A 15,333-nucleotide genomic window follows, 5' to 3' on the forward strand; every position below is an offset into this window, starting at 1 on the left:
TGAGGACACCGGTTCGCGACAGCGGCGTCATGCACGCTTCGTCGCCACCCCCAATCCGCCTACTGTGACAGGACCTTGCGATGCGGCTATTGTCGCGCCGCGATGCGAAACTGGCTTGGCGCCTGGCCGACTTCTCGCCGGAAGAAACGCGTGAAGTACGCGGCATCCGCAAAGCCAAGCCCAAAGGCGATCTGCTCCACAGACATATCGCCGAAAATCAGGTTGCGCTTGGCCTCCGTGATAATGCGGGCGTGAATCATTTTCGTCGGGCTTTGCTCGGTGGCGGAGGCACAGGCCGCACGCAGTTGTACCAGAGACACCGCCATCATCGACGCATAGTCCTGCAGCGGCAAATTCTCCCGGTAGTGTTCGTCAATCAGCTTGCGGAAGCGATCCACCTGGCGAATGTCGTTGCGTGTTGCGGCTTCGTTGCCGGCCTGGTCCAAATGCGCTTCGCGAACCAGCATGAGCAGAAGACTGGTGAGGAGCGCTTCCGTGCCCACCACGTGGCCCACGGCGTCGGACTCCACCTCGTGCTTAAGGCTTTTGATGAGGTTGCCGAACTCGATGCCTGCCTCGGCGGAATAGGCCAGGGAAATCATCCGGGGCAACGCCCAGAGCGCGATGAATTCATGCAGCTTGGCGTTCACCTGGGTCAGATAGGCGACCTCGATCGTGACGACCCATCTGTCGGCATCAAGCTCGTAATCAAGACCGTGCACGCACTCGGTCGGCAACAGCAAGGCGCAAGGGCCCTCGAACGGCACGCTGCTACCCTCGAGATTCATGACGCCGCGCCCGCTGCGGACAAAGATCACCTGGCCATAGGCGGGATGCGCATGAGGCTCGGTGCGCCAGCGGCCCCGGTCGGTGACATGCCCGACATGCACAAACCAGTGTTCCGCTTCAGGGCGCTCAACGTACAGGCGGACCTTGGGAACGGTGGCCTGCTTCGCTTTAGGAATCGATTTGGGCTGGTACTTTGCCACGGCACTGTGTGTCATAAAGTCTCCTTGGCGGCCGAATCGACTAGGTAGCGGCCGTCCTTGATATTCCGGCCTTACGCAGAAGTTCTCTGGCGCGGGTGTCGCGCGGGCCTTGTCTCTTCAATCTGGCAACGGCCCAAACCGCTGCCGTGGTCGGCGCGACGTCGGGCCGTGAGCCGCCGCGTGAGATCGCGATGTTGCGCGGCGGTCGCGATCGCGGCGATGGAGATCGGGGCACTACGGTTGGGGGCTTTGCCATCCTGCTGCGAAGCGTCGAACAGATCGTCTGATAGGGCCGCTTAACTGCTATTTCAGCGGATTCCCTCATTAGAGCCGCCCTGCACCGCGTACCATGATAATCCTCTCGATGGGTCGCGGAAACCGGGGGTATTTTTCCATACATTTCCGTCGGGCGTCACTTGCGATTTACCCCGACGAACGGCGCCGCATCCGGCGATGCAGGCGCCGGCGTCCTCAGAACATGTGCACCATTCCAAGCGTCACGCCGCGCGTATTGGCGCCCGGTGCGACCGCGACACCCCCATACGACGTGCCGTTAAGGGTGAAGTCCGCCTGGTTCCGGTTCTGGATAAACCCGGTTGCGGCGTATAAGGTGGTCGCCTTGGAGAGGAAGTATTCATACGTCAAACCCACCTGCTGTGCGTTGTTCCCCTGCCCGGTCCGATCGTGCTCATAGCCATACATCAGCGAAAGCTGATCGGCATGACTGAACGAATATGAACCCGATGCTTCGTAGACGTCACGCTTCTCGCTGTCATCGGTCTGGTGTTCCGTGTGATAGGCCAGATAAAACCGCGCAGCCCCCACACCAAACGACGCCCCTGCATTAAACACCTTCAGGATCGAAGTGCCGGTCGCATTGGCTGCCTGCTCGTAGCCGGCCGCCGCGCGAAACGGTCCGTTCACGTAACGCAGTGCCGCGTTATAGAACTGCAATCCATTGGTCGGCCTGGTCGTCTGATCGCGCATGGCGACCATGAATTGCGCCGTCAGGCCGTACACCGTGGGCGTAAAATACGAAATCGCGTTATTGACCCGAACGGTCAGGCTGTTGAAGTTATTCATCGGCGAACCCATGCTCATCACCGCCACAGGGTCGAGCTCGGGGTTCATGAAAATGTATTGAGGCGTGTTTTGCAGACCAAAACGCGCCTCGCCAAAATTGCCCGATACGCCAACCCATGCCTGACGGCTGAAAGCCTCAGCGGCATTCGACGCCGCACCGGTCGCACCGGAGAAGCCTTGTTCCAGCTGAAAGTTGATGTGAAGACCGCCGCCGATGTCCTCGCTGCCCTTCAGACCATATCGGCTAGCAAACAGTCCACCGGAGATTGCGCGGAGCGTTGCCGGGGAAGAACCGGGGTTTTGGTATTCCACGCCGTTGTCGATGACGCCGTACAGCGTCACCGACGACTGCGCGTACGCAGAATTGAGGACGCATACCGATGCCGCCCCAGTGACAAGAATAATCAGTTTTTTCACGCAGTCTCCGAGTCAATCTAGTTATTAAATTCATCACGCAAGTTGCCCGATTCAGGACCTTCACATTCATATTTTGGATGCCTAATTTTTATTGGAATGCGTCTTGTTCTGGCGAGCAGGCAGGATCATGTCATGCGCTCAAAGCGCTGACGAACCCGGCGTTTCAGACCAAACAGGCCGCCGGACGCATGGTCATGCTGGAGCAAGGGTATGAGATGTCCGCCCGGGCGTCCCTACACAAAACTGAGATTCACTGGCACTTTTTCGGCTCGATGCGTTGAGTGCCGCACACGCCTCGTAGATTCCCGCGCCGCCGCAACAAAAAATGCAAGCGAATCTAGTTTTTGTGTAAAGGCATGCGCTCGGGCATCCAATACTATCCTCCCCACCGCGACAGAAAAATCTGGCTCCCTGTTCATCCAGAAGAAGGTTGAACAGCCGCGGGCTGATAAAAAACCATATGGAAGGAGACATGCAAAACATATCAGTAGCTTTGCGCAACCCGCTTCTCGGCGCCGCCCTCTTCTGCTGTTTGAGCCAGTTCAGCCATGCTGAGGAAATCATCACTGCACCGAGCGATTCCGCGCCGCCGCAAGTCCAGCAAACGCAGCAGCAGAACCAGAAAACCCCGCAAACACCGCCAACCCTAAAGAACGGCGCAGCGCCGCTCAGTGCACCGGATCTGAAATCGGCGGAGCAATTCGGCGCGCCGCCTGTGTCGTGGAACGATACGTTTGTCGGCTACCGCTATGGCAGCGACTTCCACTATCCGGGTGTACCCGACAAGGTCGCGCAGAACATCGGTTATCTTTCGACGATAGGCGGCTTCAAGTACGGTAGCTACGCGTTCAACGTGGACTACCTCGTGTCGAATTCCGCCAACCCGGAAGCGGGCGGCCCGTCCAATGGTGGAGCGCAGGAGATCTATAGCATCGGCCGTGTCGAACTGAGTGCCGGCAAGATTCTTGGCCGGTATATGGGTTACGGCTTCATCCGCGACTTTGGCTTGACCGGCGGCTACGAGTTCGGCGTCAAGAACGATGCATACGGCGAGCGCGCCCGGATGCTGGTATTCGGCCCGACCATCGAATTTGCCGTACCGCGCGGCTTCTGGAACGTCACGGCCGGGGTACGTACCGAGAGTAACCACAACGGCATTACCGGCGTGGACGTGCATTTCAATCCCGCGTGGCACGTCGAAAGCTCGTGGCTGGTTCCGTTCCAGGTGGGGCCGTTGCCGCTGGTCTTCAAAGGTTTTGCCAGCATGACCGGGCCTAAAGGCAGAGATGGCTTCGGTGTGGAGACCACCACCGAGTTTCTCGCTCGCGGCTCACTGCTGGCGGATCTTGGCTCGTTTGCCGGCCACCCGCGTGTGGTGTACGCGGGCGTAGGTTACGAGTATTGGCATCACATGTACGGCTCGCCGACTAACGAAACGGTGGGCACCATTACGTCGGCACCGATGTTTGTGGCCGAGGTTCATTTCTGATCAACCGTCTTCGATAACAATTGCATTGGCGACCCCGCAGGCGGGTCGCCATGCCCAATACACGCGCGCCCCCCGTGCGAAGAACGTTGTGGCGGAACCCGCTTTACATGAAGAGATTTTTGGCTCAGCCTGTCTTCTCGAAGTGAACGCGATGGAGACGCATCAATTGAAACGACCGGCGACCGAGAATCCCTGGAGCATTCTCGTACTTCTCTCGCTCGGCCTGCTGATTTCGTTTGTCGACCGTACCAGCCTGTCGTCTGCGTTGGCGGACGCAAGCTTCATTCGAGAGTTTGCGCTGACGAGCGTGGAGCGCGGCTGGCTCAACTCCGCCGTGTTCTGGTCCTACGGTTTCGTTCAGATGCCGATGGGCTGGCTGGTCGATCGCTACGGCGTGAAATGGCCTTACACGATCTGCTTCGCGCTGTGGTGCATGGCCGCCGCAGCCACCGGCATGGTGACCACGCTCTCGGCGCTGATCGTCATGCGTCTGCTAATCGGCGTAGCCGAAGCGGTGGTGGTGCCGGCTACCTATCGCTACCTCGCGAACCACTTCGAGGAAACCCGGAAAGGCACCGCCCTCGGTATCTTTTCGATTGGCGGCAAGATGGGGCCCGCGCTCGGCGCGCCTATCGCGGCGTGGATGATCGTCACGTATTCCTGGAAGGTGATGTTCATCGCAACCGGCCTCGTCGGACTGATCTGGCTGGTGCCCTGGCTGCTGATGGTCAGAAACGACTATCCGTCACGGCAGGAACTTGCGGCCGCCATCCATCGGGCCTCTACGGTGCCGCTCAAAAACCTGCTCGCGAGCCCGGTGGTTTGGGGTGGGCTGGTCAATAACTTCTGCTACAGCTATTTCGCCTTCTATTGCATGACGTGGATGCCGGCCTATCTGGTCGAGCAGCGCGGCCTTTCTCTCGAGCGCTCGGGCCTCTATACCTTCTTCAGCTTTGCCGGCATCGCCATCGTTGCGGCGCTCGCCGGCTGGGCAGCGGACCGGATCATCGCCCGGGGTCACGACGCGGTTATGGTGCGCAAGGCGTTTATCGTGGCGGGCTTTATCGGCGGCACAACGGTTCTGCTCGGCGCCTATGCGCCATCGCTCGACATGGCGCTGTTCTGGAACGTGCTCTCGCTGTCGCTCCTCGGCCTCGTCACGGCGAATAACCTCGCGCTGTGCAAACTGACCTTGATCCCCAAGCAGGCGGTGGGATTGAACACAGGCCTGCAGCAGGTTGCCACCAGTCTTGCGGGCGGTGTGTCGGCGAGTCTTTCGGGTTGGCTGCTCCATCTTGGCGGCAGCTACACCCTGCCCATGATGGCGATCTTCGCGTTCCTGCTGGTCGGCGCAACCAGCACCCTGGTTCTACTCCAGCGCAAATGGGCGCCGAAAGTCAACGAGATCGCTCTCGAGCCGCCCCATGCCGGATGGCGCGCATGAACAAAAAGGCGCTGTGCTTTCGCGCAGCGCCCTCGTCAAACCAATGCAATGGTCAACGCAAAGAGAGACTTACGGATTGGGAATGTACAGCGGCATTGCCTCTTCCCATAGCGTGTCCGTAATCGGATGCTGGTCGCTACCGTCGGCGTTCATCACCCAGTTCTGACCATCGGGCTGGAAGCTGTTGTCGTACAGCGCGAGTTCGTCACGGAAACCATACACACCCGAGCTATACGCGATGCGGCCGTCGTAGGTCCACACGGCGTGGCCCTGATTCGCCCCCGGCGTCGTCAGACGGGTTAGGTCCGATCCATCCGGATGGATCGTGTAGACGTCGTAGTGAAACCTGTTCGGGTCCGTCGGGTTGACTTCCTTGCGGGTGAACACGATCTTGCTGCCGTCCGGCGACCAGCCCGGCAGGTTGTCCGGATCGGTGGTCAGCACGGTATCAGCGTGCGTCTCCAGATCGAGAATACGCAGACCCTGCACCTTCGGACTCCACACGCGGTAGACGATCCTCTTCCCATCCGGCGAGTAGCTCGGGAAACCCGCATTGATGGAACCGTCGGTCAGCACTTCCGGTTTGCCGTTCATGCTGCCGTCGGTCTTGATACGCATGATGCGGCCAGGACCGGCACCGCGCGTGAAGAACCAGTCGCCCACACCGAAGGCCACCCACTGACGATCCGGCGACCAGGTCGGCTGAAATGCACCGGCCAGACCTTGCTTGATCATGACCGGATCCAGGCCGCTGTTAGCAGGATCGTAGATCCGCTGATAGCCCGTGAAGTCGGGGTTCATGATGGCAATGGAAGAATTGATGGCCTTTTCCGTGTACACCAGCTTCTGGCGATCCAGCGACAGTTGCGGGAAGACGTCGATGTAACGATAGTTCCAGTCCGGGTCGAAGCTATACAGCGGCGTGCCGTTCGTATGGGCCGGACGCATGGCGATTTTTTCGTAGACCACCTTGCCGCCGTCCGACGAATAGCGGGGCGAGCGAATGCCCGAGTTGGCCGTCGAGCGGAACGTACCGGCGGTGGTGTAGAACCCTTCGGTGTCACCGCCCTTCACGTGATACGCGACGTTGGTATCGCTCAGATATTGCGGGAACACCTTGAAACCGGGCGTCGACGTCAGGTCCTTCCGCTCAAGCGTGGACACGTCCACCGAAACCAGTTGCGAGCTCACCTTGTTGATCCCTTCCGGACGGTGCGCCCCCCACGTCGACTCCACCGGCGTTTCGTAGAAGACCACAGACTTGCCGTCCGGCGACCAGGAAGGCGAGCCTTCGTCAAAGCCCGGCTTGCCGGCAATTTTCTTCCAGCCCGAACCATCCGGCTTGATGAGATAAATGCTGCTTTCCTGTGTGCGTTCCCATCCCACCGGCAGATTGTGGCCGCGCCAATCGGACCCGGTATCGGAAGAAAGCGCGAGCCACTTGCCGTCCGGGGACCACGAGGGCCGGAAGTAGCTATGCGGTTTGCTCGGATCGAATTTCAGTTCACCCGTGACGTTTTTCAGCGCGCCTGTCGCAATGTTCAGCGTCCAGATGTTGACCGTGCCGTAATCCTTCTCGCCTCTGCGCGACGACACGAAGGCGATGAGGTTCGGGTTGGCCGGCGAAAAGACAGCGGCGTCGGACACGCCGGGGTGATCGGTAAGGCGCTGCAGGTTCGTGCCATCCACCTTCACGCGATAGAGGTTCGACTGGCCGAGGCCATCGCGCTCCGACGTAAACACGATCCACTGCCCGTCTTTCGAGAACGAGGCGTGATAGTCGAAACCGTCGGTTGGGAGCAGCCGGTGTTCGTCGCTGCCGTCCGCATTGGCGACATACAGCTCGGATGTCACGGGGCCCACGCGGTCGAGCAACAAGGTGCCTTTCGTTGCGGCCCCGGCTCCGCCTGGAATGAGCATCCAGGCTCCCCCGATGGCCACACACGCCAGGAGTTTTTTCAAAGATGTAGTCAGATGCACAGCCTAATGCCTCCATTAATTATGCGTAGGTGAACGGCGTGAAACCGCTCAACCGCTGAACTGCTCCCGCGTTGCGCTTTTCGTCAACGCATCGTGCTTCTGTTGCTTACCGCTGTTTCCGGGCCCTCGACGCTTTCCCCGTGGTCGATCAACCCAGATTACCAGTAACGTCGTCGAACAGTTCGTCAACCGACAGGCGATGCGGAATGATCTTCTGATCGAGCGCCCAGTCGATCGCCAACTGGATCCCCTTGCGGTTCGCCTCCAGGCCAATGGGCGGGAAGATGGCCGGCACGCCGCCTTCAGTCAGCGCCCGGCTTTCGACGATCATCCGGTACAGTTCGCGAACCACCTCCGGGTGCTTCTTCGACACGTCGGCATGTACCACGAACATGTGATTGATCGGCACCACGCCTTCGCGCGCGAACCAGTCTTTCGCGGCGGCCTGTGCATCCGGAACCAGCGTACGCACGCGCGGATCTTTCGGCATGTCTTCACCGAGCAAGGCCGCGCTCAGCTCACCGTCGAGCATCATCTGCGGAATCGACGCACCGGCGGGCAGGCGCTCGCAGTTGTTCGGATCGCGATACTCGGCGAGATGTCCGTCGCCGAGCGTCATCCAGGTGACCTTGTCGAGATCGACGCCATATTCGTGACGCAGGATGCCGCGAATCCACAGCGCCGTCGTTTGCGTATAAGTGCGCACGCCGACCTTCTTGCCTTCGATGTCCTTCGGCTTCAGATCGCCAAAGTCGATGTTGAAACCGGCGCAATGATGCTGGAAACGTCCCGAGATCGGCGTCGGTAACAGCACGTAGGGCTTGCCGTAGGCCCTGGCTTGCAGGAAGGTGACGATCGCCAGTTCGCCTGCGTCGAACCTGTTCTCGCGGACCATCGCCTTGAAGCCGTTATGCGCTGGCGTCGGTCCGCAGTAGTCGAGGTCGACGAGATCGGACTTTACGCGCCCGTCTTTCATCGCCTGGGTGACGGGGCAATCGGCCAGATTGGTCCTGAGTGTGGGCACCCCGGTGGGCACCTCGTTTAGCGTCGTTGTCATTGATGTCTCTCCTTACGCTTGAATAGATTTACAGCCTGACCTCGATGAGGCACGGTCCCGGCTCGTTCACCGAGTCGGCCATGGCCTTGTGGAACGCTTCGGCGGTATCGACGGCGAGCGCAGGCACACCCATGCTTTTCGCCATGGCCAGCCAGTCGATGCGAGGCCGATCGATATCGATCATGGCCAGCGCACGCACCCCCGGCGCACCGGCGCCCATGTTGGCGTACTCGGCCTTGAGAATGGCGTAACTGTTGTTGGCAAAGATAATCGTCGTGATGTTCAGGCCTTCACGTGCCTGGGTCCACAGCGACTGGATCGTGTACATGGCGCTGCCGTCGCCGACCATGCAGAACACGCGCCGGTCCGGACAGGCGAGCGCGGCGCCGGTGGCGACCGGAGTGCCATAGCCGATCGAACCGCCCATGTTATTGATGAGGTCATGCGGCGCCGCGCCGACGGTCAGTCCCATCGTCTCGCGACCGGTGGTCAGCGATTCGTCGACGAGGACGCAGTTTTCCGGCAACGCGGCGGCCAGCGCCTGGGCGATGGTGGCGGGCGTCAATGCGCCGCTCGGCGGCGGGGCGTCCGAACGCTGCTGGAGCACGGCCGCGCTGCTGGCCGCGCCGAGCGCCTCGACCAGCATCTCGAGACCGGCCGCACCGTCCTCGCCAATTTCGACCAGCGCATGAACGCTGGTTCCGGGCGACTTAAGCAGGCTCGGTTTGTCAGGATAGCTGAAGAAGGCAATCGGCTCGGTCGTCTCCACGGTAACGATATGCCTGAAGCCTTTCAGATACTCGACAGCGAGGCCAACCGCATAGGGAATGCGTTCGAGCGTGACTCGCCCTGCCCCGCGTTCGATTCGCGAACTGAAGAACTGCGTCGCAACACGACAGCCGGTCGCCGCCTTGACCTTGCCCACCCATTCGAGCGCACGACCGCGTGTCGAGCGCCCCGCCAGCACGATCAGCGTCGGCTCGCCCGAACGCAGCACCTGCGCAATGTGTTCGATACGCGCGGCATCCGGCGCCTTCGCCCTGGCAGGCGTGCGCGGCAGTACGGCTCGCTCGCCCGCGTCCTGCCACGAGGTATCGCCGGGCAGGATGAGCGTCGCAATTTGCCCTGGGTGTTCGCTTGCCTTGCTCACCGCAGTCGCCACGTCCCACGCCACCGCACTCGGCGACTCGACGCGGCGCACCCAATGGCTCAAGGGCCGCGCGAGACCCTCGATGTCGGAGGTCAGCGGCGGATCGTATTTCAGGTGCGCGGCCGAGTGCTCGCCCACGATGTTGACCATGCCCGACGACGCCCGTTTGGCATTGTGGATGTTGGCCAGCCCATTCGCGAGGCCCGGACCGAGATGCAGCAGCGTCGATGCCGGCGTTTCTTTCATCCGGTAGTAGCCGTCCGCAGCGCCTGTGCAGACACCTTCGAACAGGCACAGGACGCTACGCATCAGCGGATTCTCGAGCGCCTTCAGAAAGTGCATCTCCGAGGTGCCCGGGTTCGCAAAGCAGATGTCGACACCCTGATCGGCGAGCGTCTGAACCAGGCTTTCGGCTCCGTTCATTGCTTAGTACCCCGCCATCTCGCGCGCCATGCCGACTACGCCATAGCTCTTCAACGGCGCCGAGATCAGGAAGCGGTAACCCTCTTCGAGCAGCCGCTTGTGATTCTTCGCATTGACGTGCGGATTGCCGACCACCACGTTGTGCTTGTGGCAGGTCTCGACGATCTGGCGCATCGCGTCGACCACGACCGGGTGCTCATACTGGCGCGGATAGCCGAGCTGCTGGCTGAGATCGCCCTCGCCAATCAGGATGAAGCCAATGCCAGGTACGTTCGCCAGAATGTCGTCGAGGTTTTCAATCGCTTCGGTGCTTTCGCACATCAAGCCGACCAGAATTTCGCCTTCAGGGGCCAGCGGCCAGACATCGGCCTTCCTGTAGTAATCCGCCATGCTCAAACCCCAGTAGCGGGCCGCGTTGGCGGGACCATCGCCCCGGATGCCCTTCGGCTCGTACAGCGGTGCGTCCTTGGGCCGTGCGTAACGGCACGATGCGACTGCGTTATAGGCCTGCTCCACGGTCGACACATGCGGCCAGACCACGCCATAGGCGCCGCGATCGAGCACCTGCTTGGCGAAGGACTGGTTCATCTCGGCGCCGTTAGCGGGAATACGCGCAATCGGGGTGACGCGCGGCGCCACCGATGCGGACTCGGCAATCTGCTTGCGGCTCAGCATGTATTGCAACGCATCGCCCAATGCCGTTACGTCATACGGGTTGTGCTCCATTTCGAAGACGAGGCCGTCATACGGCGCATCGCTCATTTCGATGGCGTTCTGCTTGTCCAGTTTGGAAAACGCGGCGAAAGCAGGCTTGCCGGATTCGAAAGCGCGAATAATGCTGTTGAGTCGGGTATCGCTCATGGTCGTTCTCTCTCGTTGATGGGGTGCTTAAGGGGCCGCACTGAGGGGCTGCACGAAGCCGGTTCAGTCGGCCGCTTTCCAATACATGAAACCCATGCCCTCGCCGGTGCCGGCGGGCGTCCGCCAGCAGGGAACGTAGTCCACCAGCGTCATCTCGGCGCCGGTTTCCTGCACCGCTTTCATCACGCTGACGTAGAGCTTGATTTCGGATGTGCCCGACTGGTAGGAGCGGTTATCCACTGCGGCCAGACCGTCATAGTCGTAGTCGGCCAGCATCTTCATGATGCTGTGGTCGAATTCCTCGTCGTTGACGAAGTGCGACAGGCCGCCCGACGCAAAAATGCCCACTCGCACATCCTCGGGCCATGCCGTGATGGCATCGCGCAGCACACGGCCGAATTCGATGCAGCGCGACATCGAAGGCTGTGTCGGCGGGTAGAAGCAATTCATGATGATCGGCACATGCGGCGGCGGGTTGTCGCCCATGATCTGGTGATACACAAAGCTGTACGCATGCGGCACCACCGGATACTCCGGCAACGGCTTCATCCACACGTTGTCGGGCCATGCAAAGAGGTCGGTCAAATCGAAACCTTCGCCCTGGAAGTGCTCGATCAGATAGGTGGCCAGCCGCGGATGACACTTGTGCGTGACGTGGTGGTCGGGTGCATAGACGGCGCGCTGCGGCGGCCCATTGTGCACTTCCGCGCCGCTGTAAATAGCGATCGACGGCGAGAACTCGGTGAAGATCTCCTTCTGGTCCTTGCCCAGAATGATCGCGACATCGATGTCGGCGGTGCGGTAGGCTGCAGCCATCTCGTCAAGCGCGGTACGGCAGCGCGTGGCGCGCTCAGTGCGCTCCTCGAGCGTCAGGAATGGCTCGAACGCTGCGCCGCGGTGCGCTTCCAGATCGGGGTAAGTCCAGATCTGGTTGCGAAACCACAATTCCGGATTGTTGCGGTCCCGCTCCCCGTTCTTGAGCCAGTCTTCCGGTGCCTGACCCAGCATGCCGCTATGCGGCACCGCCATCCCGAATACAATCTTCGCCATTTAGGATTTCTCAGTAAATTAATATGTTCAACACAGCCGGCTAGTCCTGCTATACGGCCATGCCTTGATTGCTAGGCTTGCCGCAGCGAGCCATGCGTTTCGGTCACCTTGGGCGCCCATTCGGGACGGAACAGGGTCGCCGTGGCCAACGCGCCGATCAGCAGAAAGACCAGGATCACCAGCATCGGCAAGTCGTAACTCCCGCTGACGTGGAGCAACCAGCCCGACAGACTCGCCGCCACGCCGCCGGCAAGACTGGTGGCAACCTGCTGCACGCCCGTGACGAGACCAATCGCCTGCTTGGGGATCAAGGTCAGCCGGGACAACACCAGGTTGTTTGCGGTCGCAAGACCGAGCAGCGAAAGCGAAAGCACGTTCCAGAACAGCGCCACATTGAGCGAGTGGGCATAGGCGCCGAGCAGTACGGTGCAGCCGCCCACAAAGCCCGCGATGGTGAAGATCTTGCGGACCAGAATCGGGTTGCCGCCGCGGGCAATGATGCGGTCCGCGGCCCAGCCTGCGAGCGCCGCGACGATGGCGATGCCGGCGAAGCTGAAGAAGGTGAAGAGTCCTGAGCGTGAAATCGACAGGTTGCGTTGTTCCACCAGATACGCCGGCATCCACGTCATACAAAAGAACGTGAAATAGCCGTAGCAAAAGTTGGTGATCATGCCGCCCCAGACAACCGGGCTGGCCAGGATGCTGCCGAGGCTGACGGTACGTGCGCTTCGATTGGCCAGCGTGAGTTCGGCTTTCGATGGCAAGTCGTTGCGCACCATCAGCAGCCATGGCGCGAGCCAGATCATCCCCACCAGGCCGGTCGCGACAAACATCACCTGCCACGAGTAATTCACGAGGAACCAGGCGCCGACCGGCGCACCGAGTGCGGGCCCGAACTTGTTACCCATCGCCAGAATGCCGACGGCAAGACCGTTCTGGCTTTCGCCGAAGTGGTTGCGAATCCAACGATAGCTCGCGGGAATCACAATGGCCTCGGCCATGCCGATGATCAACCGCATGACGACGAGACTCGCGAGCGCCGTCACCGCCCCCATCAACGCGGTGGCGAGGCACCATAGCGCGAAGCTGATCGCGTAGGGCCACTTCACGCCGTAGCGGTCGGCCACCCAACCCATCGGGACCTGGAACAGACCGTACGACCAGAAGAAGGCCGCGTTGATCCAGCCGCGATCGACGTCAGTGAGCGCAAAATGCTGAACGAAGCCTGCGTCCGCCAGCGTGGAAGAAATGCTGGTGCGATCGACAAACGAAATCAGAACACCGATCGCAAGGAGCGTGAGAATGGCCCAGCGGCTCGCGGTCCCGGGTCGTGCAGGTTTGCCTGTCTCCATCTGCCTGTTTCTCTTTATGATGATGAGTTCCGCGCGCCGGCTGCCCGATTCGCCGCGGCACCTCGAGTAGCCGGCGCACATGCGACGCAAGCTCAGGCGAGGCCCGGATACAGTTGCTGCGCAGTCTTGCCGAAGATCCACGCGCGATCTTCATTGCTCAGGCTTGCCAACCCTGCCTGAGCGGTCGCGAGAATCTCCGAGAGCCTGCCCGGCGAGGTTGGATAGTTCGAACCCCAGGCCATCCGTTGCGCACCGAACGCCTCGACCACCTTCGGAAAGAACGTTTCCGCACTGGCCTTTTCCTTTTTCACATCGCCGAAGATGCGCGGCGTGAGCTTCAGATAGATGTTCTCGAGCGGCGCCAGCTCGAACAGGCTTTGTGCCGCTGCATACGGCGCGCCATCCGCCACCTCGGGGCGTCCCAGGTGATCGAGGATGATGCGCACCTTGGGAAAGCGCCGCGCCAGTGTCGTGACCTGCGGCAGTCCGATCGGGCCGGTCTGGATACACATGGTGAGGCCGAGTTCGGCGCATAGCTCCCACGCCGGGAATGAACGCGGATCGTCGAGTTCGCTCGGGTCGAACTCCTTGGTGCTGCCGCCGGTGAAGAGGCGCAGACCCGCGAGGCCCATCTTGACCCATTCGAGAATGCGTTCCGGCGCATCCGGCTGCAGAACGTCGACCGAGCCGACCGCGACCAGGCGGCCTGGATACTTGCCGCATCCTTCGACGACATAGCGGTTGTCGAAACCGTAGGTCGTGGAAGAGTGAACCACCGCAGCCCTGGCCACACCGGCCTCGTCCATTGCCGCGATCAGCGTTTCGACCGTCGTCGGACGCTCCTTCGACCAGTCCGAGCGCTTGCCGAACAACGGCGCCGGCGGATAGCGGGTCTCGTCGTCCGAGATGATGTGCGGGTGAATATCAACAATTGAGGAAGTCATAGTGCCTCTGTGCCTGTCTCTCTGCCTGTTCGTTGCATGCGGCTCGCGCCGATGTCATTTGCCGCGCGCTTTCAGGCGCGCATCGAGACGCGGATAGACGCGCCGCGCATTGCCCTCGAAAATCTTGTAGCGATCGTCGTCCGACAACGCGGTACAAGCGTCGATGTAGCGCTTGGTGTCGTCGAAGTACTGGCCGGTTGCCGGATCCTTGCCGCGCACGGCGCCGATCATCTCCGAGCCGAACAGCACGTTGTCTGCGGGAATCACTTTGGTCAGCAGCTCGACACCCGGCTTGTGGTACACGCAGGAGTCGAAGAAGATGTTGTCCAGCAGGCCTTCGAGCGGACGGGCGCGCATCTCGAGTGACATGCCGCGATAACGGCCCCAGTGATACGGTACCGCGCCGCCGCCGTGCGGGATCACGAGGCGCAGCGTCGGGAAGTCCTTGAACAGGTCCGATTGCAGAATCTGCATGAACACCGACGTATCCGCGTTCAGGTAGTGGGCACCGGTGCCGTGGAAGCACGGATTGCACGAAGCGGCCACGTGGATCATGGCGGGTACGTCCAGATCGACCAGCGCTTCGTAGAGCGGATACCACTCGCGATCGGTCACCGGTGTGCCGGTCCAGTAGCCGCCGGTCGGATCGGGGTTCAGGTTGCAGCCCACAAAGCCCAGTTGCTCGACGCAACGGCGCAACTCGCGGATGGAATTGGCGGGCGCGGCACCCGGCGATTGCGGCAACTGGCAAACCGGCGCAAAGTTGTCCGGATAGAGTTCCGTCACGCGGTAGACGAGATCGTTCGAGACCTCGGCCCATTCCAGGCTGGTGCGCTCGTTGCCCAGGTGGTGGCTCATCAGGCCGGCGATCGGCGAGAACAGCGTGAGGTCGCTGCCGCGCTCGCGTTGCAGCTTGAGCTGACCGTTGCCGATCGCTTCGCGAATCTCGTCGTCGCTGACAAAGGCGCCGTCACGCGAGGGGGCGTTGGCCGGGTTGTCGGCAAACTCGACCTGCTTCGCGCGCCAGGCGCGAAACGATGCGGGTACGGTCGTAAAATGGCCGTGACAATCGATGATCATTGTTTTTCTCTCAG

12 protein-coding genes are annotated in these 15,333 nt (G+C 61.1%); 2 read left to right on the forward strand and 10 right to left on the reverse strand.

Translation table 11 applies throughout. The features are described 5' to 3' along the window. Positions 1–86: 86 nt before the first annotated feature. Entirely contained in the window at positions 87–1,004 is a 918-nt protein-coding gene (locus BUS12_RS16840) for a helix-turn-helix domain-containing protein (RefSeq protein WP_074296795.1), read from the reverse strand. A gap of 456 nt (positions 1,005–1,460) precedes the next feature. Further along, on the reverse strand, positions 1,461–2,489 hold the full coding sequence (locus BUS12_RS16850; protein WP_074296799.1) for a porin: 1,029 nt from the start codon (positions 2,487–2,489) through the stop codon (positions 1,461–1,463). Between the two features lie 472 nt (positions 2,490–2,961). Here BUS12_RS16850 and BUS12_RS16855 point away from each other — a divergent pair, with 472 nt between their 5' ends. Together BUS12_RS16855 and BUS12_RS16860 are read left to right on the forward strand one after the other, a co-directional pair. Further along, positions 2,962–3,978 (forward strand): hypothetical protein, encoded by a 1,017-nt coding sequence (locus BUS12_RS16855; RefSeq protein WP_253190098.1) that lies wholly within the window; start codon positions 2,962–2,964, stop codon positions 3,976–3,978. Between the two features lie 151 nt (positions 3,979–4,129). Continuing rightward, on the forward strand, positions 4,130–5,422 hold the full coding sequence (locus BUS12_RS16860) for an MFS transporter (protein WP_074296801.1): 1,293 nt from the start codon (positions 4,130–4,132) through the stop codon (positions 5,420–5,422). Positions 5,423–5,491: 69 nt separating this feature from the next. Here BUS12_RS16860 and BUS12_RS16865 read toward each other — a convergent pair whose 3' ends face one another. The 8 genes from BUS12_RS16865 to BUS12_RS16900 form a co-directional block, all read right to left on the reverse strand. Then, positions 5,492–7,342: a PD40 domain-containing protein gene (locus tag BUS12_RS16865; protein ID WP_074296803.1), complete on the reverse strand. Its 1,851-nt coding sequence runs from the start codon at positions 7,340–7,342 to the stop codon at positions 5,492–5,494. A 208-nt stretch (positions 7,343–7,550) separates the two neighbouring features. Then, positions 7,551–8,459 carry a substrate-binding domain-containing protein gene (locus tag BUS12_RS16870; RefSeq protein WP_074296804.1) on the reverse strand — a complete coding sequence of 303 codons (909 nt, stop codon included), beginning with the start codon at positions 8,457–8,459 and terminating at the stop codon, positions 7,551–7,553. A gap of 28 nt (positions 8,460–8,487) precedes the next feature. Then, positions 8,488–10,032, reverse strand: a complete 1,545-nt coding sequence (locus BUS12_RS16875) for an acetolactate synthase large subunit (protein WP_074296806.1) — start codon at positions 10,030–10,032, stop codon at positions 8,488–8,490. Between the two features lie 3 nt (positions 10,033–10,035). Beyond that, on the reverse strand, positions 10,036–10,893 hold the full coding sequence (locus tag BUS12_RS16880; protein WP_074296808.1) for an HpcH/HpaI aldolase family protein: 858 nt from the start codon (positions 10,891–10,893) through the stop codon (positions 10,036–10,038). 63 nt (positions 10,894–10,956) lie between these two features. Next, the gene (locus tag BUS12_RS16885; protein WP_074296810.1) at positions 10,957–11,943 is read right to left on the reverse strand and encodes a DODA-type extradiol aromatic ring-opening family dioxygenase; all 987 of its coding nucleotides are present in this window, start codon (positions 11,941–11,943) and stop codon (positions 10,957–10,959) included. 71 nt (positions 11,944–12,014) lie between these two features. Next, entirely contained in the window at positions 12,015–13,295 is a 1,281-nt protein-coding gene (locus tag BUS12_RS16890) for an MFS transporter (protein WP_074296813.1), read from the reverse strand. Positions 13,296–13,387: 92 nt separating this feature from the next. Beyond that, on the reverse strand, positions 13,388–14,239 hold the full coding sequence (locus BUS12_RS16895) for an amidohydrolase family protein (protein ID WP_074296816.1): 852 nt from the start codon (positions 14,237–14,239) through the stop codon (positions 13,388–13,390). A gap of 54 nt (positions 14,240–14,293) precedes the next feature. Then, positions 14,294–15,319, reverse strand: a complete 1,026-nt coding sequence (locus tag BUS12_RS16900; protein WP_074296817.1) for an amidohydrolase family protein — start codon at positions 15,317–15,319, stop codon at positions 14,294–14,296. Positions 15,320–15,333 lie beyond the last annotated feature (14 nt).

The organism is Paraburkholderia phenazinium, from assembly GCF_900142845.1.
Classification (GTDB): Bacteria; Pseudomonadota; Gammaproteobacteria; order Burkholderiales; family Burkholderiaceae; genus Paraburkholderia; species Paraburkholderia phenazinium_A.